Source organism: Streptomyces sp. NPDC001194 (genome assembly GCF_042896985.1).
Lineage (GTDB): Bacteria > Actinomycetota > Actinomycetes > Streptomycetales > Streptomycetaceae > Streptomyces.
Genome location: NZ_JBIAXU010000008.1, coordinates 38,444 through 61,212 on the forward strand (window position 1 = coordinate 38,444; position 22,769 = coordinate 61,212).

General features: G+C 72.1%; 16 protein-coding genes. 10 read left to right on the forward strand and 6 right to left on the reverse strand.

From position 1 onward, the window contains the following. Window positions 1–204: 204 nt before the first annotated feature. Window positions 205–372 (forward strand): hypothetical protein, encoded by a 168-nt coding sequence (locus ACFY1T_RS18965; protein WP_390789167.1) that lies wholly within the window; start codon window positions 205–207, stop codon window positions 370–372. Between the two features lie 32 nt (window positions 373–404). Further along, window positions 405–3,506, forward strand: coding sequence for an AAA family ATPase (locus ACFY1T_RS18970; protein WP_390789168.1), 3,102 nt, complete (start codon window positions 405–407; stop codon window positions 3,504–3,506). Here ACFY1T_RS18970 and ACFY1T_RS18975 read toward each other — a convergent pair. The 3 genes from ACFY1T_RS18975 to ACFY1T_RS18985 all read right to left on the reverse strand — a co-directional run bounded on the left by ACFY1T_RS18975 (window position 3,472) and on the right by ACFY1T_RS18985 (window position 6,108). Next, complete coding sequence (locus ACFY1T_RS18975; RefSeq protein ID WP_390789169.1) at window positions 3,472–3,657, reverse strand: DUF6191 domain-containing protein; 186 nt, start codon at window positions 3,655–3,657, stop codon at window positions 3,472–3,474. The two genes, ACFY1T_RS18970 and ACFY1T_RS18975, sit on opposite strands and share 35 nt — an antisense overlap. Before the next feature lie 33 nt (window positions 3,658–3,690). Continuing rightward, window positions 3,691–4,914, reverse strand: coding sequence for a PQQ-dependent sugar dehydrogenase (locus tag ACFY1T_RS18980; RefSeq protein ID WP_390789170.1), 1,224 nt, complete (start codon window positions 4,912–4,914; stop codon window positions 3,691–3,693). Between the two features lie 186 nt (window positions 4,915–5,100). Beyond that, window positions 5,101–6,108 carry an aldo/keto reductase gene (locus tag ACFY1T_RS18985; RefSeq protein ID WP_390789171.1) on the reverse strand — a complete coding sequence of 336 codons (1,008 nt, stop codon included), beginning with the start codon at window positions 6,106–6,108 and terminating at the stop codon, window positions 5,101–5,103. 79 nt (window positions 6,109–6,187) lie between these two features. Here ACFY1T_RS18985 and ACFY1T_RS18990 point away from each other — a divergent pair, with 79 nt between their 5' ends. The 6 genes from ACFY1T_RS18990 to serA all read left to right on the forward strand — a co-directional run bounded on the left by ACFY1T_RS18990 (window position 6,188) and on the right by serA (window position 15,943). Further along, on the forward strand, window positions 6,188–7,135 hold the full coding sequence (locus ACFY1T_RS18990) for a 2-hydroxyacid dehydrogenase (RefSeq protein ID WP_390789172.1): 948 nt from the start codon (window positions 6,188–6,190) through the stop codon (window positions 7,133–7,135). Window positions 7,136–7,417: 282 nt separating this feature from the next. Then, window positions 7,418–10,318: a putative bifunctional diguanylate cyclase/phosphodiesterase gene (locus tag ACFY1T_RS18995; protein WP_390789173.1), complete on the forward strand. Its 2,901-nt coding sequence runs from the start codon at window positions 7,418–7,420 to the stop codon at window positions 10,316–10,318. 204 nt (window positions 10,319–10,522) lie between these two features. Continuing rightward, a complete protein-coding gene (locus ACFY1T_RS19000; RefSeq protein WP_390789174.1) occupies window positions 10,523–12,409 on the forward strand; it encodes an acetolactate synthase large subunit in 1,887 nt (628 codons plus the stop codon). 32 nt (window positions 12,410–12,441) lie between these two features. Next, a complete protein-coding gene (gene ilvN, locus ACFY1T_RS19005; RefSeq protein ID WP_030857425.1) occupies window positions 12,442–12,966 on the forward strand; it encodes an acetolactate synthase small subunit in 525 nt (174 codons plus the stop codon). Window positions 12,967–13,079: 113 nt separating this feature from the next. Beyond that, the gene (gene ilvC, locus ACFY1T_RS19010) at window positions 13,080–14,081 is read left to right on the forward strand and encodes a ketol-acid reductoisomerase (RefSeq protein ID WP_030857428.1); all 1,002 of its coding nucleotides are present in this window, start codon (window positions 13,080–13,082) and stop codon (window positions 14,079–14,081) included. Window positions 14,082–14,353: 272 nt separating this feature from the next. Beyond that, complete coding sequence (gene serA / locus ACFY1T_RS19015) at window positions 14,354–15,943, forward strand: phosphoglycerate dehydrogenase (RefSeq protein ID WP_132756984.1); 1,590 nt, start codon at window positions 14,354–14,356, stop codon at window positions 15,941–15,943. An 82-nt stretch (window positions 15,944–16,025) separates the two neighbouring features. On the opposite strand, the gene ACFY1T_RS19020 is transcribed toward serA, so the two are convergent. Together ACFY1T_RS19020 and ACFY1T_RS19025 are read right to left on the reverse strand one after the other, a co-directional pair. After that, entirely contained in the window at window positions 16,026–17,564 is a 1,539-nt protein-coding gene (locus ACFY1T_RS19020; RefSeq protein WP_390789175.1) for an MFS transporter, read from the reverse strand. A 114-nt stretch (window positions 17,565–17,678) separates the two neighbouring features. After that, window positions 17,679–18,881, reverse strand: a complete 1,203-nt coding sequence (locus ACFY1T_RS19025) for a helix-turn-helix domain-containing protein (RefSeq protein ID WP_390789176.1) — start codon at window positions 18,879–18,881, stop codon at window positions 17,679–17,681. A 198-nt stretch (window positions 18,882–19,079) separates the two neighbouring features. On the opposite strand from ACFY1T_RS19025, the gene ACFY1T_RS19030 reads away from it, so the two are divergent. Next, window positions 19,080–20,006, forward strand: coding sequence for a proline dehydrogenase family protein (locus ACFY1T_RS19030; protein ID WP_390789177.1), 927 nt, complete (start codon window positions 19,080–19,082; stop codon window positions 20,004–20,006). A gap of 31 nt (window positions 20,007–20,037) precedes the next feature. Continuing rightward, a complete protein-coding gene (pruA, locus tag ACFY1T_RS19035; RefSeq protein ID WP_390789178.1) occupies window positions 20,038–21,669 on the forward strand; it encodes an L-glutamate gamma-semialdehyde dehydrogenase in 1,632 nt (543 codons plus the stop codon). A gap of 98 nt (window positions 21,670–21,767) precedes the next feature. Here pruA and ACFY1T_RS19040 read toward each other — a convergent pair whose 3' ends face one another. Then, window positions 21,768–22,694, reverse strand: a complete 927-nt coding sequence (locus tag ACFY1T_RS19040; RefSeq protein ID WP_390789179.1) for a zinc-binding alcohol dehydrogenase family protein — start codon at window positions 22,692–22,694, stop codon at window positions 21,768–21,770. Window positions 22,695–22,769: the final 75 nt, after the last annotated feature.

Sequence of the window (22,769 nt, forward strand, 5' to 3'; positions counted from 1 at the left end):
CACCCACGTGCTGAGGACCTCCACCCACGTGCCTAGGACCCCCTCCTAGGCACTCCCGGTCCGACCCGGGGTCCTTCGGCCGCGGCCTAAGGACCCCCGTCCCGTACAGATGCGGCATGCGCCCGATGCGCCGGCACCCCCTGGGACGCGAATCTTGGATCACACCGAACGAGGTGCCGAGAAACGCGAACCGAGGAGTACGAGATGTTCGAGTACGAGATCGCCAACAGCCGCCGCGCCGACCTCATCCGCCAGGCCGACCGGTACCGCCTGGTCCAGGAGGCCAAGAAGGCGCGCCGCGCCTCCTCGCGCAGCCAGGAACCCGAACGGCAGGTGACAGGCCAGCGAAGCCGCTTCACGCGCGCCGCGTGACCCGCGCAGCGAACCGCGTGGACTGACACGTGATGAGAAGCGCACCCCCGACCAGTGCCGCGGGCCAGGACTCCTGTGCGATGCTCGGCGACGTGGAGACCAGATCTGTCAGCCCGGTGTTCGTCGGCCGAGCCGACGAACTGGCCGTACTCACCGACGCACTGGCCCGCGCGGCGGGCGGGGAGCCGCAGGCGATGCTCATCGGCGGCGAGGCCGGGGTCGGAAAGACCCGCCTCACCGAGGAGTTCCTCTGCGAGTCGGCCCGCCGCGGCGCGGTGGTGGCCGTCGGAGGCTGTGTGGAGATCGGGGCGGAGGGCCTTCCCTTCGCCCCGTTCTCGACGGCCCTGCGCACCCTGCACCGGCAGCTCCCGGGGGAGTTGGCCGCCGCGGCCGCGGGCCAGGAGGACGAACTCGCCCGCATCCTCCCCGAACTCGGCGACACCCCCCGCGGACCGCACGACGAGGAGAGCACCGCCCGGCTCTTCGAACTGACGGCCCGGATGCTGGAACGACTCGCCGCCGACCGCACCGTCGTCCTCGTCCTGGAAGACCTGCACTGGGCGGACACCTCCACCCGCCACCTGCTCTCCTACCTCTTCCGCACCCTCGCGAGCGGCCGGCTCGTCGTCGTGGCCACCTACCGGGCGGACGACGTCCACCGCCGCCACCCGCTGCGCCCGCTGCTCGCCGAACTCGACCGGCTCCGCACCGTCCAGCGCATCGAACTGCCCCGCTTCAACCGGGCCGAGGTGCGCCGCCAGCTCGCCGGCATCCTCGCCTCGCAGCCCGACGAGGCCTTCGTCGACTCCGTCTTCGACCGCTCCGACGGCAACGCGTTCTTCGTCGAGGAACTCGCCGCCTGCCAGCGGAGCGGCTGCCGGGCGGGACTCACCGAGTCCCTGCGCGACCTCCTGCTCGTCCGCGTCGAGGTGCTGCCCGAGGCCTCCCAGCGGGTGGTGCGCATCGTCGCCGAGGGCGGCTCCACCGTGGAGTACCCGCTCCTGCGCGCCGTCGCCGGACTGACCGAGGACGAGCTGATCGAGGCCCTGCGGGCCGCCGTCGGCGCCAACATCCTCCTCGCCACCCCCGACGGGGACGGCTACCGCTTCCGGCACTCGCTGGTCCGCGAGGCCGTCAGCGACGACCTGCTGCCCGGCGAGCGCGCCCGCGTCAACCGCCGCTACGCCGAGGCGATGGAAGCCGACGACTGGCTGATCCGGGCCGAGGAGCGGGTCATCCGGCTGGCCAGCTACTGGTACTGCGCCAACGACGCGGCCAAGGCACTGCCCGCCGTCCTCGCCGCCTCGGTCGCCGCCCGCCGCCGGCACGCCTACTCCGAGCAGCTGAACCTGCTGGAGAGGGCGCTGGACCTGTGGGAGAGCGCGCCGGAGGAGGTCCGCGCGGCGCTGCGCCCGGTCGACTACACCGACGTCTACCCTCCGTGCGGCTGCGATCCGGCCACCACCCCGCTGAAGCGGCTCGACCTGCTGGCCGAGGCCACCGTCGCCGCCCGATTCGGCGGCGAACGCGAACGCGCCCTCAAGCTCACCAAGACGGCGCTGCGCCTGCTGGAAGAAGACCAGGACCCGCTGCGCGCCGCCTGGTTCTGGACCGAGCGCTCCCGGCTCGTCTCCAGCCTGGCCCGCGGCGACGGCTGGGAGGAACTCGCCAAGGCCCAGGAGCTCGTCAAGGGGCTGCCCCCGTCCCAGGTGCACGCCGAGGTCCTGGTCCGGGCCGCGGGCTGGGGCATGCTCCACAACCCCGGCCCCGGCAACCTCGAAGCCGCGGAACGCGCCGCGGCCTACGCCCGCATGCTCGGGGCGGAGGAGATCGAGCTCAACGCCCGGATCACGGTGGGCTCCCTGCTCACCGACTCCGGCGACCTCGAGCGCGGACTCGCCGAGATGCTCGTGGTCCGGGAGCGGGCCGCCGAACTCGGGCTCGTCATGCTGGCGGGACGTGCACATATCAACCTCACCTCTCAGCTGGAAAGCATGGGCCGGTCCCGCGAAGCCGTGGAACTGGCCGAACAAGGGGTCGAACTCGTCAAGAAGTCACGGCTGCTGGACACCGAGGCCTGGCTCAGCGGGAACATGGCGGAGAGCCTGTACAGCCTCGGCCGCTGGGACGAGGCCGCCGAAGCCGCCCAGCGCGGTCTGAGCGTCGGCCAGAGCGCCGCCCCGCGCGGCTCCGCCTCCGCACGCCTGTCCTACCTGGCCCTGGCGCGCGGCGAACTGACCGAGGCGACCGGCCGGCTCACCGCCGCCCACGCCCACTTCGGCACCCACGACAGCCAGCCCCAGCACCGCATACCGCTCTACCGCCTCGCCGTCGGCATCGCCGCCGGCGAGGGCCGGATCACCGACGTCCGCGCGGAGATCACCGACGCGGTCGCCTACGGCTTCCCGCTGGGCCACCACCGCTACGCCTGGCCGCTGCTGCTCGCCGCCGCCTCCGCCGAGGCGGACGCCCGGGGACTCCCGGTCGCCGACGCCGGCCGCGAAGCCGCCCTGGACGTGCTCCGGGCCGCCGCCCGCACCCTGGCCACCCCCGTGCCCGTATGGGCCGCCCACGCCGAGTTCTTCCGGGCGGAGCTGCTGCGGGCCGAGGGCCGGGACACCGCCGCCGACTGGGCCGGCGTCGAGCGGGCCATCCGCCCGCTGGAGCGCCCCTACCTGCTGGCCCGGGCCCGCCACCGGCTCGCCGAGGCCCTGCTGGCCTCCGGCGCCGACCGCGAGCCCGTCACGGCCCTGCTCCGCGAGGCCCACGCCACCGCGGAACGGCTCGGCTCCCGCAGGCTCCGCGAGGACCTGGCCCTGCTCGCCCAGCGCGCCCGGCTCCCGCTCACCGGGACCGGCACGCCCCCGGCCCTGCCCGCACCGGCCCCCGACCCCGTCGAGGCCCTGGGCCTGACCAGCCGTGAACGGGACGTCCTGCGCCTGGTCGCGGCGGGCAACAGCAACCGTCAGATCGCCGAGGAGCTGTTCATCTCCCCGAAGACGGCCAGCGTGCACGTCTCGAACATCCTGGCCAAGCTGGGCGTCGCAGGCCGCGGCGAGGCGGCCGCCCTGGCCCACCGCCTGCGGCTGTTCGCCCCGCTCACTGCCGCGGGGACTTCTCCGCCGGGCGTATGAGGACCGTGCCGGAGTCCAGGTCTATCGGCCCCCGTCCCGGATCGCCGTCGTTCACGTCGGTCCGGGACAGCTCCAGCCGCTTCTTCTCCTCGTCCGTGTGCTTGCGTCCCGGGTTGAAGAGCTCCTCGATCATGTTGAACACCGCGTCCACCGCGCCTTTCGCCCCCCACCGGGGCCCCGTCGGTCACCGCACTGTCAGTGTCAGGATCCTGTCGTCGCCCGCCTCCGGCGACCCGCGCCCGTCCGTCTCGCTCGTGACCAGCAGCAATCTGTCCCCGCCGAGGGCGATCACCGTGCGCAGCCGGCCGTACTTCCCCGTCAGGAAGGCCTCCGGCTCGGCGACCGGATTCGCCCCGGCCAGCGGGATCCGCCACAGCCGCTCGCCCTTCAGCCCCGCCATCCACACCGAGCCCTGCGCCCAGGCGATCCCGCTAGGCGAGGCCTCGTCCGTCTTCCACACCGCCACCGGATCGCGCAGCCCCGGCTTGCCGGCCTTCCCCTCGGCCTCCGGCCAGCCGTAGTTCGCCCCGGGCTCGATCAGGTTCAGCTCGTCCCAGGTGTTCTGGCCGAACTCGGCCGCCCACAGCCTCTTGTCCTTGTCCCAGGCCAGACCCTGCACATTGCGGTGCCCGTAGGAGTAGACGACCGAGTCCGCCTCGGGATTCCCGTGCACCGGCTGTCCGTCCGGTGTCATCCGCAGGATCTTGCCGCCCAGCGACTTCTTGTCCTGGGCGAGCCCCGTGTCTCCGGTCTCGCCCGTCCCCGCGTAGAGCATCTTGTCCGGGCCGAAGGCGATCCGGCCCCCGTTGTGGATCAGGCCCTTGGGGATGCCCCGGAACACCGTGTCCGGAGCGCCCAGTTGCTGGCCGGGGTCCCGCTGCTCGTCGTAGCGCATCCGGGCGATGCGGTTGTCGGACTCCGTCGTGAAGTACGCGTACACCATCCGGTCCGAGGCGAACGAGGGCGACAGCGCGAGCCCCAGCAGCCCGCCCTCGCCGCCCGGGGCCACGCCCGGCACCTTGCCGATCTGCGTCACCGTGCCGGTGGCCGCCGCGACCCTGCTGATCGTCCCCTTGTCCCGCGAGGCGACCAGCAGGTCCCCGCCCGGCAGCGGGGCCACGCCCCAGGGGGACTCCAGGCCCTTGGCGACCTCGCCCGACACCGTCACCGAGCCCTTGGCCGGCGGCGCGGCCTCCGAGGAGCCGGACGGGGAGCCGGCGGGCCCGGATCCCGATGCGGCAGGCGCCGCGCCGGGTGGCGACGTGCCCGGCTTGGCGGCGGGGGAGCCCGCCGGCGCGCAGCCCGCCGCGAGCAGCGCCCCGCATCCCGCCAGGGCGAATGCCGCCAGCACTCCACGGGTCCGGGTGCGCGGGCCCTCGTACCTCCGGTGCCCCTGTCCGTATCCCATCGTCCTGCTCCCCTCCGGTCGGCGATCGCGCCTTTCACCTGTCTCAACAGCTGCGGCACTTCCCGAAGTTCCGGCCCTCGTACACCCGATCGAGTGGTTGTCCGGACCCGGTCCCGGCCCGGTCCCGGCCCGGCCTCGGCCCGGTCCCGAGGCCGCCCCGGACCCGGGTCCCGCTCGCGCCGGGACTCAGTCCCAGGCTCCCACCGCCGCCGGCAGCGCCGCGATCTCGGCCAGGTCCCCGGCCGTGAGCCGCAGCTCCGCCGCCCCCGCGTTCTCCGCCGCCCAGTGCGCCCGGTCGGCACCCGGGACCGGCACCACGTGCGGCCCCTGCGCCAGCACCCACGCCAGCGCCACCTGCGCCGCCGTCACCTGCGGCCCGAGCCGCCGCGCGACCCGCCGAAGCCCCGCCACCAGCACCTGGTTCGCCGCCATCGACTCCGCCGTGAAGCGCGGATGCCGGGCCCGCACGTCCTCCCACTCGAAGCCCTCGCCCGGCCGGAGCGTCCCGGTCAGGAACCCGCTGCCCAGAGGCATCGCCGCCAGGAACCCCACCCCGCGCGCCGCGCACCACGGCAGCAGCCGCCGCGCCGCGTCCGGGGACCACACCGACAGCTCCGCCTGGACCGCGCTCACCGGGAACACCTGCTGGACCCGTTCCAGGTGCCCCAAGGTCACCTCGTACGCCCGGTCCCCGCGCCGCCCCGCCCCCGGCCCGGCGCCCGCCCCCAGCGCGCAGAACCCGAGCGAGCGCACCTTCCCGGCGCCCACCAGCTCCGCCATCGCCCCCCAGGTCTCTTCCACCGGCACGTCCGGATCTACCCGGTGCAGCTGGTAGAGGTCGATGACGTCCGTCCGCAGCCGCCGCAGCGAGGCGTCACAGGCCCGCCGCATGTACCCGGGCCGCCCGTCCGCCACGACGTGCTGCTCGCCCGCCCGCAGCCCCACCTTGGCGGACACGAACGCCTCCGTCCGCCGCTCCCGCAGCACCCGCCCGAGCAGCAGCTCGTTGGTGAAGGGCCCGTAGACGTCGGCGGTGTCCAGCAGGTTCACCCCGAGGTCCAGCGCCGCGTGCACCGTGGCCAGCGACTCCGCCCCGCGGCGCCGCGAGGGCGCGTACGCCCAGCTCATCGGCATGCACCCGAGCCCGATGGCGCCCACCGTCAGCGCCCCCGCCCCGATCGACCTGCGCTCCACCCGTTGGTCCCCCTCCCGGTCCGGCAAACAAACTAACGGCTTGATCAGGATCCATTGGCCTTGGCATAGCCTCCTGGTCATGGATGCAAAGACAGCGGACGTCTGGCTGCCGTTCCCCGCCGAGGAGATCGAGGGCCTCCCCGACGCCTTCACCTACCGCCGGTGGGACGGTGAGGACACCTACCCGGCCGATCCGGCCGCCTGCGTCTTCTACGTCACGCCCTACATGAAGTCCTCCGAGGTCACCCTGCGCCCGCTGGCCGGCATGCCGGACCTGGAAGTCGTGCAGACGCTGACCGCGGGCATCGACCACGTCCTGGGCGGCCTCGACCGCCTGCGTCCCGGCGTACGGCTGTGCAACGCGCGGGGCGTCCACGAGGCGAGCACCGCCGAGCTGGCCCTCACCCTCACCCTCGCCTCGCTGCGCGGGATCCCGGGGATGGTGCGCGGACAGGACCGCGAGGAGTGGCGCTCGGGCTTCTACGAGGCCCTCGCCGACAAGTCCGTGCTGATCGTGGGGTACGGGTCGATCGGCGCGGCCATCGAGGACCGGCTCGCCCCCTTCGAGTGCGCGCGGGTCGCGCGGGTCGCACGCTCGGCGCGCACCACCACGCGCGGTCCCGTGCACGCGCACGCCGAACTGCCCCGGCTGCTCCCCGAGGCCGACGTGGTGATCCTCTCCACCCCGCTGACCGACGGGACGAGGGGCCTGGCCGACGCCGCTTTCCTCGCCCGGATGAAGGACGGCGCCCTGCTGGTGAACGTGGCGCGCGGCCCCGTCGCCGACACCGGTGCGCTGCTGGCGGAGCTGGAGTCGGGCCGGCTGCGCGCGGCGCTCGACGTCACCGACCCGGAACCGCTGCCCGCCGGCCACCCGCTCTGGCATGCTCCGAATGTCCTGATCACGCCTCACGTGGGCGGCAGCAGCACGGCGTTCGCGCCGCGGGCCAGGCGCCTGGTCGCCCGCCAGCTCCGGCGGTTCGCCGCCGGGGAGCCCGTGGAGAACACGGTCCTGATCACCGACTGACGCGCAGTGCGCACGCTCCGCATCCGTCCGGACGCGCACAGTGGCAACAACTCCCCGTGTGGTAACGGAGCGTAGACCGTCTATGTCCCTGAGTGACGAAAGTGGTGTATCGTCCGGAACAAGGGGCTGCAGCGCTTTCGTCTGGCGCTGGGGAGTGATCGGACACTTTGGGGGGCGACGGGCGATGCACGGCCAATGGACGAAGGATCCGATGCGGCACAGCCGCCGAAGGCGACGCTGCAAGGACTGGGCTGCGCCGGAACCAGCCGGCGAGGGGGACCGGTGAGTGCCCCGGGGGCGGCGCTGCTGACCAGGCCGCCCGCCCCGGGCGGCGGCAGGAGCCTGGCGATGCAGCTGCTCCTCGCCGTGGTCAGCGGCGGATACGCCGTCGGCGCCGCCCTCGGCTGGGGCTCCGGGGAACTTGCCGAGATCATGGGCGACTTCGGACTCAGCGCCGCCGCGTTACTCGCCGCCGTCTCCTGCTACGCGTACGCGCGGACGATCGACAGCCGTGAGCGTCCGGCCTGGCTGCTCTTCGCGTTCTCCTCCCTCATGGGAGCCTGCGGAAACGGCGTCTGGGGCTGGTACGAGGTGGTCCTCGGCGAGGCCGTGCCGAAGCCCTCGCTCGCCGACTTCGCGTTCCTCTGCTTCGCCCCGCCCGCCATCGTGGGCCTGCTCGTCCTCGCCAAACGCCCCGTCACCCGCGCCGGCTGGGTCTGCCTCGGGCTCGACTCCTGGCTCATCGGCGGCTCCCTGCTCACCCTGTCCTGGAGCCTGGCCCTCGCGCACGCGGCGCGGACCGCCCAGTCCGGAGCCCCCGGCAGCGTCCCGCGCGCCGCGCTCTCGCTCGCCTACCCGCTGCTGGACATCGCGCTCGTCTCCATGGTGCTGGTCCTGCACTTCCGGCGCTCCGAGGCCAACCGCTCGGCCGTCAACACCGCCATCGCGGCCCTGGCCCTGACCGTGCTCAGCGACGCCCTGTTCACCTCGCCGCTGCTGAGCGCCGAATACCAGTCCGGCCAGCTGCTCGACGCCGGCTGGTTCGCCGGCTCGCTGCTGCTCGCGTACGCGCCCTGGGGGGCCCGGCGCGCCCATCCGGGCCCGGGCACGCCGGGCCTGCCGCGCCCCGACCGGCAGGTCAGCCGCCCCATCACCGGCTCGCTGCCCGCCCTCACCCCCTACCTCGCGGCCGCCGTCTGCACCCTGGGCATCCTGTACAACGTGGTGGATGGCCGGAAGGTCGACCGCGTCGTCGTCTTCACGGGCTGCACGGTGGTCCTCGCCCTCGTCATCCGGCAGGGCATCATGCTCATCGACAACATCGCGCTGACGCAGGAACTCGCCCAGAAGGAGAACCACTTCCGCTCCCTGGTCCAGGGCTCCAGCGACGTCATCATGATCGCCGCCCCCACCGGGACCCTGCGGTACGTCAGTCCCGCGGCGGCCGGGGTCTACGGGCGCGAGGCCGAAGAGCTCGTCGGCTCCGAGCTGGCCACCCTGATCCACCCGCAAGACCTGGGCCGGGTGGTCCACGAGGTGCGCCGCTTCCTGGCCGCGCCGCCCGCCGAGGAGCCGACCACCCGCATCGAATGCCGCTTCAAGTCCGGCAGCGGCGAATGGCTCAATGTGGAGTCCACGGTCAACCGCCACCAGGGCGGCCTCATCCTCAACAGCCGCGACGTGACCGAGCGGGTCCGCCTCCAGGCGCAGCTCCAGCACAGCGCCGAGCACGATCCGCTGACCGACCTGCCCAACCGGGCCCTGTTCACCCGCCGGGTCCGCCAGGCCCTGACCGGGCGGCGGGCGGGGGACCACAGCACCGCGGTGCTCTTCATCGACCTCGACGGGTTCAAAGCGGTCAACGACACCATCGGCCACCAGGCCGGCGACGAGCTGCTGACCGAGGCCGCGCGCCGGCTCCAGGACTCGGTGCGCGCCGGGGACACCGCGGCCCGGCTCGGCGGCGACGAGTTCGCGGCGCTGATCCTGGGCGACGGCGCCCGCGAGCGCAGCGCCCGCGAACACCAGGTGCAGGAGATCGCGGACCGGCTGCGCACCACCCTGTCCCAGCCGTACCGGATCGCCGGCAGCGAAGTCCGGGTGGCCGCCAGCATCGGCGTGGCCTTCGCCGACCCCGGGATCACCCCTTCGGACCTCATGCGCAACGCGGACCTCGCGATGTACCGCGCCAAGGCGGGCGGCAAGAACCGGGTCGAGCTGTACGCGCCCCAGATGCAGGCCGAGGTCGTACGGAAGGCGGAGCTCGCGGGGCGGCTGCGCACGGCGCTCCACGACGGGGAGTTCGCCCTCCTGCACCAGCCCGTGGTCTCGCTGGCGACCGGCGAGGTGACGGCCGTGGCGGCGCAGGCCCGGTGGCGCTCCGCACAGGGGATCCTGTTCACCCCGGCGGAATTCCTCCGGGTGGCCGAATACAGCGAGGGCGCGGCGGCGGGGTCCGACGGCCGCTCCGGCCTCCCCGCGGGCCCGCCCGTCCGGGCCGCCGAGCTGGGCCACTGGCTGCTGGGGGAGGCCGTGGCACAGGCCGCCGAGCGGCACCGGATCGGGCACGACGTGCCGGTGGCCGTACGGATGAGCGCCCAGCGGCTGCTGGACCGGGCCGCGCCGCTCGGCTCCGTGGAAGCCCTGCTAACCCGGCACGGGCTGCCGTCCGGGGCGCTGGTGATCGAACTGACCGTGTCCGACCCCAGAGTGCCCTTCGACGAGCTGGAGCGGCGTCTGGCGGCCCTGCGCCGCCTCGGGGTCCTGATCTCCCTCGACGGCTTCGGCAGCGGCTACGCGGCCATCAGCGCCCTGCGCAGACTCCCCGTGGACGTCCTCAAGGTGGACCGCGGCCTGGTCGAGGGAGTGGTCGAGTCCGCCCGCCTCCACAAGATCACCGCTGGTTTGTTGCGCATTGCAAATGATTTGGGCATGCAGTCGGTCGCCGACGGCGTGGACCTGCCGGAGCAGGTCATGGCGCTGCGTGCGATGGGGTGCACACACGGCCAGGGAGTGGCTTTTTCCGGCCCTCTCGACGAGTACAGGCTGCGCCGCGCGCTCGTGCGCGGTACGTTCCCAGTACCGGGCGGGGCGGTCCAGCCTGCCTTGGCCGGTGGTTCGTCCGGGGGCTCGATGGCCATCCGCAGAGGCTCACATAATGAGACGCCCGTCCCACCCGCTTGACATCCCCCTCCCGCCGGAGGGAGGGTCAGTGCCATGCGCACCCGAATTCTCGTACTTGGAAAGCGCGTCGGCTGAAGCTGGGACCAGCATGTCCCCGCTCCGCACACCCGACGCGCTCCCCTCGCTTGCCTCCCGGCACGAGGGGTTTTTTGTTGCACTGGCACACCTTCGAATCCTCGTAAAACCCTCAGCTTCGAGAAGAGAATGCCGATGACCGAGCAGGCCACCGGGGCCCACCATCCGCAGCCGCGGCCCCGTTCCGGCGGACACCAGCCCGCCGCAGTTGAGCACGTCACGGGTGCGCAGTCCCTCATCCGCTCTCTCGAAGAGGTGGGGTGCGACACCGTCTTCGGTATCCCGGGCGGGGCCATCCTCCCGGCGTACGACCCGATGATGGACAGCACCAAGGTCCGCCACATCCTGGTCCGCCACGAGCAGGGCGCCGGCCACGCGGCGACCGGCTACGCGCAGGCCACCGGCAAGGTGGGCGTCTGCATGGCGACCTCCGGCCCGGGCGCCACCAACCTGGTCACCCCCATCGCCGACGCGCACATGGACTCGGTGCCGCTCGTCGCGATCACCGGCCAGGTCTCCTCCAAGGCGATCGGCACGGACGCCTTCCAGGAGGCGGACATCGTCGGCATCACGATGCCGATCACCAAGCACAACTTCCTGGTGACCAGGGCCGAGGACATCCCGAAGACGATCGCGGAGGCCTTCCACATCGCCTCCACCGGCCGCCCCGGCCCGGTCCTGGTCGACATCGCCAAGGACGCCCTGCAGTCGAAGACCACCTTCTCGTGGCCGCCCTCGCAGGACCTCCCGGGCTACCGGCCGGTCACCAAGCCGCACGCCAAGCAGATCCGCGAGGCCGCCAAGCTCATCTGCCAGGCCAAGCGCCCGGTCCTGTACGTCGGCGGCGGCGTCATGAAGTCCGGCGCGACCGCAGAGCTGAAGGTCCTGGCCGAGCTGACCGGGGTCCCGGTCACCACCACGCTGATGGCGCTGGGCTCGTTCCCCGACAGCCACCCGCTGCACGTGGGCATGCCGGGCATGCACGGCGCGGTCACCGCCGTCACCGCCCTGCAGAAGTCGGACCTGCTGATCGCGCTCGGCACCCGCTTCGACGACCGCGTCACCGGCAAGCTGGACAGCTTCGCCCCGTTCGCGAAGGTCATCCACGCGGACATCGACCCGGCGGAGATCGGCAAGAACCGCGAGGTCGACGTCCCGATCGTCGGCGACGCCCGCGAGGTCATCGCCGACCTGATCCAGGCGGTCCAGGCCGAGCACACCGAGGGCAACGCCGGGGACTACACCGCCTGGTGGAAGGACCTCAGCCGCTGGCGCGAGACGTACCCCCTGGGCTACGAGACCCCCGGGGACGGCATGCTCTCCCCGCAGCAGGTCATCCAGCGCATCGGCGAGCTCGCCCCCGAACACACGATCTACGCGGCCGGCGTCGGCCAGCACCAGATGTGGGCCTCGCACTTCGTCAACTACGAGGAGCCCCGCACCTGGCTGAACTCCGGCGGCGCCGGAACCATGGGCTACGCGGTCCCGGCCGCCATGGGCGCCAAGGTCGGCATGCCGGACCGCACGGTCTGGGCGATCGACGGCGACGGCTGCTTCCAGATGACCAATCAGGAACTGGTCACCTGCGCGCTGAACAACATCCCGATCAAGGTCGCGATCATCAACAACGGTGCGCTGGGCATGGTCCGCCAGTGGCAGACCCTGTTCTACAACCAGCGGTACTCCAACACCGTCCTGCACGCGGACGAGACGGGCCACGACACCGTCGGCTCCCAGCTCGGCGAGTCCACCGCCCCCCGCAAGGGCACCCGCGTCCCGGACTTCGTCAAGCTGTCCGAGGCCATGGGCTGCGTGGCGCTGCGCTGTGAGGACCCGGCCGACCTGGACAGGGTCATCGCCGAGGCCAACGCGATCAACGACCGTACCGTCGTGATCGACTTCATCGTCCACGAGGACGCCATGGTGTGGCCGATGGTCGCCGCCGGCACCTCCAACGACGAGGTCATGGCAGCCCGGGGCGTCCGTCCCGACTTCGGCGACAACGAAGACGACTGAGCCGAGAGAGCCTGAGAGAGAGAACGACTCACATGTCCAAGCACACGCTCTCCGTCCTGGTCGAGAACACGCCCGGCATCCTCGCCCGGATCGCCGCGCTGTTCTCCCGCCGCGGGTTCAACATCGACTCCCTCGCGGTCGGCGTCACCGAGCACCCCGACATCTCGCGCATCACGATCGTCGTGAACGTCGAGGACCTCCCGCTGGAGCAGGTGACCAAGCAGCTGAACAAGCTGGTCAACGTGCTCAAGATCGTCGAGCTGGAGCCGCACAACGCCATCGAGCGCGAACTCGTTCTGGTGAAGGTCCGTGCCGACAACGAGACCCGCTCCCAGATCGTCGAGATCGTCCAGCTGTTCCGCGCCAAGACGGTCGACGTCTCCCCGGAGGCCGTCACCATCGAGGCGACGGGCGGCGCGGACAAGCTCGGCGCGATGCTCAAAATGCTGGAGCCCTTCGGCATCAAGGAGCTCGTGCAGTCCGGCACGATCGCCATAGGGCGTGGCGGACGGTCCATCACGGACCGCAGCCTGCGCGCGCTCGACCGCAGCGCCTGAGCGCCGCGACACCCCAGCACCGCGTTGCCTCTCGCATGGCGAGACCAAGAAACTTCCTCTACGTTCCCCGCCGTACGGTGGGTGCAACACCAGCGCACCAAGGAGATATCCCAGTGGCCGAGCTGTTCTACGAGAACGACGCCGACCTGTCCATCATCCAGGGCCGCAAGGTCGCGGTCATCGGTTACGGCAGCCAGGGCCACGCCCACGCGCTGTCGCTCCGTGACTCCGGCGTCGACGTCGTCGTCGGCCTGAAGGAGGGCTCGAAGTCCAAGGCCAAGGCCGAGGAGCAGGGCCTGAAGGTCGTCCCCGTGGCCGAGGCCGCCGCATGGGCCAACGTCATCATGATCCTGACGCCGGACCCGCTGCAGGCCGAGATCTACGAAGAGTCGATCAAGCAGCACCTGGAAGAGGGCGACGCGCTCTTCTTCGGCCACGGCTTCAACGTCCGCTACGGCTTCATCAAGCCCCCGGCCAACGTGGACGTCGCCCTCGTCGCCCCGAAGGGCCCGGGCCACCTGGTGCGCCGCCAGTACGAGGAAGGCCGCGGCGTGCCCTGCATCGCCGCCGTCGAGCAGGACTTCTCCGGCAGCGCCTTCGCCCTCGCGCTCTCGTACGCGGCCGGCATCGGCGGCACCCGCGCCGGCGTCATCAAGACCACCTTCACCGAGGAGACCGAGACCGACCTGTTCGGTGAGCAGGCCGTCCTCTGCGGTGGCGCCTCCGCCCTGGTCAAGGCCGGTTTCGAGACCCTGACCGAGGCCGGCTACCAGCCGGAGATCGCGTACTTCGAGTGCCTGCACGAGCTGAAGCTCATCGTCGACCTCATGTACGAGGGCGGCCTGGAGAAGATGCGCTGGTCGGTCTCCGAGACCGCCGAGTGGGGCGACTACATCACCGGCCCCCGCATCATCACCGACGCCACCAAGGCCGAGATGAAGCAGGTCCTCGCGGAGATCCAGAGCGGCGAGTTCGCGAACACCTGGATGGCCGAGTACAAGGCCGGTCTGCCGAAGTACAACGAGTACAAGAAGGCCGACGAGGCGCACCTGCTGGAGACCACCGGCAAGAAGCTGCGCAAGCTCATGAGCTGGGTCGACAGCGACGAGAGCTGATCCGTACGCGGCGGGGCCGGGACGACGGGTCCCGGCCCCGCCGCGCAGGACGAGCCGGATCGGACCGCGGCGCACACGGTGCTTGTCCACCCCGGCCAACCCCGGACGGGTGATCCTTCCGGACAGGCGGAATTCCATGCGGAATCCGCCACTACACTGCTCAACACAACGCGTCAGGCCCACAGTGTCGTGCGTCTTCCACGCGGCTACCCCCTCCACCGCCTGCGGCCGTCGGGACGGCCGTCCGCACTGGACTTGTGAGGATGACCCACGTGAGCTCGAAACCTGTCGTACTCATCGCCGAAGAGCTGTCGCCCGCCACCGTCGACGCGCTCGGTCCGGACTTCGAGATCCGGCACGTCAACGGAGCCGACCGCGCGGAGCTGCTCCCCGCGATCGTGGACGTCGACGCCATCCTGGTGCGCTCCGCGACCAAGGTCGACGCGGAGGCCATCGCCGCCGCCAAGAAGCTGAAGGTCGTCGCGCGCGCCGGTGTCGGTCTCGACAACGTCGACGTCTCCGCCGCCACCAAGGCCGGCGTGATGGTCGTGAACGCACCGACCTCCAACATCGTCACCGCCGCCGAGCTCGCCTGCGGCCTGCTCGTCGCCTCGGCCCGCAACATCCCGCAGGCCAACACCGCCCTGAAGAACGGCGAGTGGAAGCGGAACAAGTACACGGGCGTCGAGCTCAGCGAGAAGACCCTGGGCGTCGTCGGCCTCGGCCGCATCGGCGTCCTGGTCGCCCAGCGCATGTCGGCCTTCGGCATGAAGATCGTCGCGTACGACCCCTACGTGCAGCCCGCGCGCGCCGCCCAGATGGGCGTCAAGATGCTGACGCTCGACGAGCTCCTCGAGGTCGCCGACTTCATCACCGTGCACCTGCCCAAGACCCCCGAGACCCTCGGTCTCATCGGTGACGAGGCCCTGCACAAGGTCAAGCCGTCCGTCCGCATCGTCAACGCCGCGCGCGGCGGGATCGTGGACGAGGCCGCGCTGTACTCGGCCATCAAGGAGGGCCGCGTCGCCGGCGCCGGCCTCGACGTGTACGCGAAGGAGCCCTGCACGGACTCCCCGCTCTTCGAGCTCGACCAGGTCGTCTGCACCCCGCACCTCGGCGCGTCCACGGACGAGGCCCAGGAGAAGGCCGGCATCGCGGTCGCCAAGTCGGTGCGCCTCGCGCTCGCGGGCGAGCTCGTACCGGACGCGGTCAACGTCCAGGGCGGCGTCATCGCCGAGGACGTCCGTCCGGGCCTGCCGCTCGCCGAGAAGCTCGGCCGCATCTTCACCGCCCTCGCGGGCGAGGTCGCGGTCCGCCTCGACGTCGAGGTCTGCGGCGAGATCACCCAGCACGACGTCAAGGTGCTGGAACTCTCCGCCCTCAAGGGTGTCTTCGAGGACGTCGTCGACGAGACCGTCTCCTACGTCAACGCCCCGCTGTTCGCGCAGGAGCGCGGTGTCGAGGTACGCCTGACCACCAGCTCGGAGTCCCCGGACCACCGCAACGTGGTGACCGTGCGCGGCACCCTGTCGGACGGTCAGGAGGTGTCGGTCTCCGGCACCCTCGCCGGCCCGAAGCACCTGCAGAAGATCGTCGGCATCGGCGAGTACGACGTGGACCTGGCGCTCGCCGACCAGATGCTCGTCCTGCGCTACACCGACCGCCCCGGCGTGGTCGGCACCGTCGGCCGCATCCTCGGCGAAGCCGGCCTGAACATCGCGGGCATGCAGGTCGCCCGCGCCGAGGAGGGCGGCGAGGCGCTCGGCGTCCTCACGGTCGACGCGGAGGTGCCGGTGAACGTCCTCGCGGAGATCTCCGCCGAGATCGGCGCGGTCTCGGCGCGTACGGTCAGCCTCGGCTGACCCGCACGACACGGAGAAGGGCCCGGGGAACTCCCCGGGCCCTTCTCCGTGTTCCGCCGCCGTTCCCCCGGCCGTACGGGGATCAGACCGCCAGGGCCGGGGCCTGCGCGGCCGTCTCCCCGGAGGGCTGCGCCGCGGGGGCGCCGAGCCCGCGCAGCAGGGCCGCGGCGAGCAGCGCCGCCGCCAGCAGGAGGGCCGTACCGCCCCAGGCGGCGTACTGCATGCCGTGGACGAAGGCCTCGCGGGCCAGGGCCAGCACCTGCTCGCCGGCCGGGCCGCCGAGCTGCCGGGCGCTGGCGACCGCGCCCCCCAGGGTCTCCCGGACGGCGGGTTCGGCGCCCGACAGGTCGGAGCGGTAGACGGCGGTGCCCAGGCTGCCCAGCACCGCCATGCCGAGCGCGCCGCCGAACTCCTGGCCGGTCTCCAGCAGGGAGGCGGCCGAGCCGGCCTTCTCCGCGGGGGCCGCGCCGAGCGCCATGTCGGCGACCAGGGACATCACGGTGACGATGCCGCTGGCCAGGACGCCCGCGCCGGTCAGCAGCAGCCACAGCGAGTCGCTGTCGACCAGCCCGATCAGGGCGAACCCGGCCGCGGCGAGGACGAATCCGCCGGCGATGACGTACGCCCGGTCGGTCTTCTGCGCCAGGGCCGCGCTGACCGGGGCGGCGGCTCCGATGAAGAGCGAGGGCGCGAGGCTCCACAGGGCGGCCTCCAGCGTGCCCATGCCGAGCACCGACTGCAGGTACTGGGTGGTGAAGTAGGCCGAGCCCATCATGGCGAAGGCGGCGAGGGTGTTGAGCGCGATCCCGGCGCCGAATCCGCGGCCCCGGAACAGGGCCCGGTTGACCATGGCGTCGTCACGGGTGCGCTGGCGGCGGACGAAGAGGAACCCGAAGGCCAGGCCCACGGCGACGGAGACCAGGTGGAGCGGGGCCGGGCCCTCGGCGGCGATCTCCTTGAGGCCGTACACCAGCGGGAGGACGGCGGCCGTCGACAGCGGCACGCTCAGCAGGTCGAAGCGGCCGGGCGCCGGGTCCTTGAACTCCGGTACCAGCACGGGGACGAGGGCCAGCAGGAGCAGCATCGCGGGCACGTTGACCAGGAAGACCGAACCCCACCAGAAGTGGTTCAGCATCACGCCGCTCATCACCGAGCCGAGGGCGATGCCGCCGGTCATGGCCCCGGACCAGATGGCGATGGCCCGGCCGCGCTGGGCGGCGTCCTGGAAGAGGTTGCGTACGAGGGCGAGGGTGGAAGGCATCAGGGTCGCTCCGCCGATCCCGAGCAGCACGCGGGCCGCGATCAGCATCTCGGCGCTGGTGGCGTAGGCGGCGCAGACGGAGGCGAGTCCGAAGGCGGTCGCGCCCATCATCAGCAGCTTGCGGCGGCCGATCCGGTCACCGAGCGAGCCCATGGTGATCAGCAGGCCCGCGAGGGCGAAGGCGTAGCTGTCGAAGATCCAGAGCTGCTGGGTGGCGCTCGGGTCGAGCTCGCGGGTGATCGCCGGGATGGCGAAGTAGAGGACGGAGACGTCCATCGAGACCAGGAGCAGTGGCAGCAGGAGGACGGTGAAGGCGATCCATTCCCGGCGGCCGGCGGGACGTGCGGCGGAGTTCGTCATGAGCAGCAATGTACAAGTGTCATAAACGCTTGTCTAGTACGAGCGTATAGAACGCGCCAGAGGCGGCGACGGCCGACGAGCCCGCCTGAGCCGGTCGGTTGGTCGGTCGGGTGTTCAGCCGTACAGACGGCTCGCCTTGAGGGCCATGTGGAGCAACAGCCGGTCCTCGCCCTCGTCCAGGTCCAGGCCCGTCAGCTGTTCCACCCGGGCGAGCCGGTAGTACAGGGTCTGGCGGTGGATGCCCAGCGCCGCCGCCGCGCGGCCCGCCTGGCCCGCGCAGTCCAGGAACAGCTCGGCCGTACGGGCGAGTTCACGGTGCGCGGGCCCGAGCAGGACCCGGGTCGCCGGGTCGCCCGCCGGGCCGGCCGCCGCCAGGGCCGCCAGCATCCGGTACGGGCCGATCGCCGACCACTGGGCCACCGGGGCGAACCGGGGCTGCGCCGCGGCCGCCTGCGCCGCCGCCGAGGCCTGTGACCAGGCGTCGGCCAGGGCCGCGAGCCCCCGGCGGGGCTCCGCGATCCCGGCGGTCGCCGCGCCGCCCGCCAGCAGCCGGGTCGCGACGCCCTCGGCGGGTGCGAGCACCTCCGCCGAGCGGAGCCTGACCAGCACGGCGAGCGCCTGGCCGGCCTTCCGCTCGGACGGGGCGCCCGCGTCGCGGGGCCCGGCGTCGACGCCCGGCCCGCTCCCGTCCCCGCGCTCCGGCAGGGGGACGGTGCACACCGCGGCCGCGCCCGGCACGGACGCCGGGGCCTCGCCGGACCACGGCCGCACGCACACCACCGCGTGCAGCCCGTCCGCCCCCGGGCCCAGCGCCACCCGCAGCGCGGCCACCGCCATGTCCTGCTGCCAGCCCCGTCCGGCCGTGAGCACCTCCCGGAACTCCCGGGACAGGTCGGCCCCCGCCTTCGCCTCCTCGGCGAGCAGGATCCCGATGCGCTCGGCCACCTCCATGGCCGCCGCCAAGGCGTCCGGCCCGGGGCCGGGCTCCTGGTCGAGGAGCCACACGTACCCCTGCACGATCCCGCGGTAGCGCACCGGCAGGCAGATCCGCCCCCGGAAGACCCCCGCGTCCGGGGCCGCCGGGATCCGCACCGGCCCGGTCGCCCGCGCGATCCCGAACCCCTCGAACCAGGCCCGCACGGCCGCCGTGGACTGCCGGGTCAGGATCGAGCGGGTGCGCACCGGGTCCATCGCGAGGTCGTCCTCGCTGTCGTGCGCGCCGAAGGCGATGAGACGGAAATCCCGGTTCTCCAGCGTTGCCGGGGCGCCGAGGAGCGCCGAGATCTCATCCACCAGGTCCTGGTAATCGCCCTTCACCCGGACATTCTCCCACCCGGAAAGCCGGTCTTCAGACAGATGTATGAGATCGGGGACACGGATGCGTGACAGCTGTCGATGGCAGAGGATCAAAGCGATCCTTAGGTTTCACGGTGGTTTTACTTGCGTTTTCTTTACGGCCCCGCCCACCCCTTCGCGGACCGTATGCCTGCTTCTGCCACCTGTTGGAGGTGCCCCGTGCTGGGTCCCGCGATCCTCGCCGCTTCGCGCAGCGACAAGATGCGCCGAATCGTCTCTGCCGCCCCGGTGACCAAGCCCGTGGTGAACCGGTTCATCCCCGGTGAGACGGTCGACCAGGTCATCCCGATCGTCGTGGACCTCGCGGAGAAGGGCCTGGAGCTCACGCTCGACGTGGTGGGCGAGGACATCACCACGGTGGAGCAGTCCCACGCCGCGCGTGACGCCTACCTCGAACTCATCGAGCACCTGGCGGGCCTGGGCCTCGGCGAGAAGGCCGAGATGTCGGTCAAGCTGTCGATGTTCGGCCAGGCGCTGGAGGGCGGCCACGAGCTCGCCCTCGCCAACGTCCGCCCGGTCGTCGAGGCCGCCGCGGCCATCGGCACCACCGTCACCCTGGACGCCGAGGACCACACCACCCTCGACTCGATGTTCGCCATCCACGAGGAGCTGCGCCGGGACTTCCCGCAGACCGGCTGCGTGATCCAGGCGTACCTCTTCCGCACCGAGGGCGACGCCCGCCGCCTGGCCGCCGCCGGCAGCCGGGTCCGGATCGTGAAGGGCGCCTACAAGGAGCCCGCCGAGGTCGCGTACCAGGACAAGGCCGAGATCGACAAGGCGTACGTCCGCATCCTGAAGACGCTGATGGACGGCGAGGGCTACCCGATGATCGGGTCGCACGACCCGCGCCTGATCGCCATCGCGCAGGAGCTCGGCCGCACGGCCGGGCGCAAGCTGGACGAGTACGAGTTCCAGATGCTGTACGGCATCCGCAGCGAGGAGCACCTGCGGCTCGCCGCCGAGGGCCACCGCATGCGCGTCTACACCGCGTACGGGACGGACTGGTACGGCTACTTCATGCGGCGCCTCGCCGAGAAGCCCGCCAACCTCCTGTTCTTCCTCCGCTCGATGATCACCAAGAACTAGCCCAGAACCAGGTCAAGGAGTTACCAGCCCCATGGATGCTGTGACCCAGGTCCCCGTGCCGGTCAACGAGCCGGTCCACTCGTACGCCCCCGGCACCCCGGAGCGCGCGCGCCTCGAAACGCAGCTGAAGCAGCTGTCCGAGAACCCGATCGACCTGCCCATGACGATCAACGGCGTCAAGCGGATGGGCGGCGGCGAGCGCTTCGACGTCGTGCAGCCGCACGACCACAAGTCGGTCATCGGCACGTACGCGAACGCCACCCAGGCCGACGCCCAGGAGGCCGTCGACGCCGCCCTGGCCGCCGCCCCGGCCTGGCGCTCGATGTCCTTCGACGACCGCGCCGCGATCATCCTGCGCGCCGCCGAGCTGCTGTCCGGCCCGTGGCGCGAGAAGCTGGCCGCCTCGACGATGCTGGGCCAGTCGAAGACCGCGCAGCAGGCCGAGATCGACACCCCGTGCGAGCTCGTCGACTTCTGGCGCTTCAACGTCCACTTCGCCCGCCAGATCCTGGCCGAGCAGCCGGTCGCGAACTCCGCCGGCGTGTGGAACCGCAGCGACCACCGCCCGCTCGAGGGCTTCGTCTACGCGATCACGCCGTTCAACTTCACGGCCATCGCCGGCAACCTGCCGACCGCCCCCGCGCTGATGGGCAACGTGGTCGTGTGGAAGCCGTCCCCGACGCAGACCCACTCCGCGGTCCTCCTGATGGAGCTCCTGGAGGAGGCCGGCCTGCCGAAGGGCGTCATCAACCTGGTGACGGGCGACGGCATCGCCGTGTCCGAGGTGGCCCTGAACCACCCCGAGCTCGCCGGCATCCACTTCACCGGCTCGACCAAGACCTTCCAGTACCTGTGGAAGGCGGTCGGCAACAACATCGAGAAGTACAAGTCCTACCCGCGCCTGGTCGGCGAGACCGGTGGCAAGGACTTCGTCGTCGCGCACCCGTCCGCGGACCGCGCCGTCCTGAAGACCGCCCTGACCCGCGGTTCCTTCGAGTTCCAGGGCCAGAAGTGCTCGGCGTCCTCGCGCGCCTACGTCCCGGCCTCGATCTGGAACGACGGCTTCAAGGAGGCCTTCGCGGCCGAGGTCGACGGCATCACCATGGGTGACGTCCGCGACCTGACCAACTTCATCGGCGCCGTCATCGACGAGCGGTCGTTCGCCAAGAACAAGGCCGCGATCGACCGTGCGATCGCCGACCCGACCTGCGAGATCATCGCCGGTGGCACGTACGACGACTCGGAGGGCTACTTCGTCCGCCCGACCGTCATCGCGTGCACCGACCCGGAGAACGAGGTCTTCACGACCGAGTACTTCGGCCCGATCCTGGCGATCCACGTGTACGAGGACGCCGAGTTCGACGCGATGCTGGCCCAGATGGAGTCCGTGTCGGCGTACGCGCTGACCGGCTCGATCATCGCCGGTGACCGCTACGCGGCCGCGGACGCGATGGAGAAGCTCCGCTTCGCGGCGGGCAACTTCTACATCAACGACAAGTCGACCGGCGCCGTGGTCGGCCAGCAGCCCTTCGGCGGCGGCCGTGCCTCGGGCACGAACGACAAGGCGGGCGCGGCGAGCAACCTGACGCGCTGGGTCTCGACGCGCTCCATCAAGGAGACCCTGGTCGCCCCGACGGAGTACGGCTACCCGCACATGGGCTGATCCGGCCCCCATCTGAACCCCGCCCCCGTTCCGGTACCCCCAAGTCCGGATCGGGGGCGGTCCCAGTTCCGCCCCCTCGTGGTCGGGGAGCCGGGCCGTCAGGGGATCAGGACGACCTTGCCGAGGTTGCGCCGCTCCTCGATCAGCGCGTGCGCCCGGGCCGCCTCGGCCAGCGGGATCTCCCCGTGCACGGCGGGGCGCAGCGAGCCGCCCGCGTACGCCGTCCACAGCTCGCGCCGCCAGCCCTCGAGCACCTCCGGTCGGCCCTGTGCGACGGCCCGGATCTGGAATCCGGTCACCGAGGCGCCGCGCACCAGCAGTTCGTACGCGTCCACCGTGCCCCCGCCGGAGCCGTAGGCCACCAGCCGGCCGCCCGTGGCCAAGGCCCGCACGGCGGGGCCGAGCAGGTCGCCGCCGACCCCGTCGAGGACCACGTCGTACGGGTCGCCCCAGGCGGCCGGGTCGTCGTACAGCACCACCTCGTCGGCGCCGAGGCCGCGTACGAACCCGGCCTTGTCCGGACGGGACACGGCGGCGACCAGCCGGCCGGCCCCGCCCGCCCGGGCCAGTCGCAGAGCGAGGCTGCCGACCCCGCTCGCGGCCGCCGTGACCAGCACGGACTCCCCGGGCCGGACCCGCCCGGCCTCCCAGGCGCCCCGGGCGACGAGCCCGCTGCGCACGAGCGCGACGGCGTCCACGGAGCTCGCCCCGTCGGGGACGGCGGAGGCGAAGGGGGCCGCGAGGAGCGCGTACTCGGCGTACCCGTGGCCGAAGCACAGCCCGGTGACCCGGTCCCCGACGGAGAACCCCCGCACCCCCTCTCCGAGCGCGGCCACGGTCCCCGCGACCTCCCCGCCGAGCGGCAGCGGCTCGCGGCCCTCCCGCACCTTGCGCACGACGGGCAGCGTGACCCCGACGGCCTCGACCGCGACGAGCAGCTCCCCGGGCCCGGGGACGGGCGCGGCCACCTCCTCGGCGAACAGCACTTCGGGGCCGCCGTTGACCTCGTGGCGGATGCGCAGCACAGGACCTCCCGGACCGTGTCGAATTCGTTGGGAGTCCCAACGATATAGGAGATCGTGGGGAATCCCAACGAATTG

Coding starts and splice junctions, on each gene's coding strand:
- ilvN (WP_030857425.1), top strand. CDS start 12,442: ATGTCCAAGCACACGCTCTCCGTCCTGGTCGAGAACACGCCCGGCATC.
- ACFY1T_RS18970 (WP_390789168.1), top strand. CDS start 405: ATGAGAAGCGCACCCCCGACCAGTGCCGCGGGCCAGGACTCCTGTGCG.
- ACFY1T_RS18965 (WP_390789167.1), top strand. CDS start 205: ATGTTCGAGTACGAGATCGCCAACAGCCGCCGCGCCGACCTCATCCGC.
- pruA (WP_390789178.1), top strand. CDS start 20,038: ATGGATGCTGTGACCCAGGTCCCCGTGCCGGTCAACGAGCCGGTCCAC.
- ACFY1T_RS19020 (WP_390789175.1), bottom strand. CDS start 17,564: ATGACGAACTCCGCCGCACGTCCCGCCGGCCGCCGGGAATGGATCGCC.
- ACFY1T_RS19000 (WP_390789174.1), top strand. CDS start 10,523: ATGCCGATGACCGAGCAGGCCACCGGGGCCCACCATCCGCAGCCGCGG.
- ACFY1T_RS18980 (WP_390789170.1), bottom strand. CDS start 4,914: ATGGGATACGGACAGGGGCACCGGAGGTACGAGGGCCCGCGCACCCGG.
- ACFY1T_RS18990 (WP_390789172.1), top strand. CDS start 6,188: ATGGATGCAAAGACAGCGGACGTCTGGCTGCCGTTCCCCGCCGAGGAG.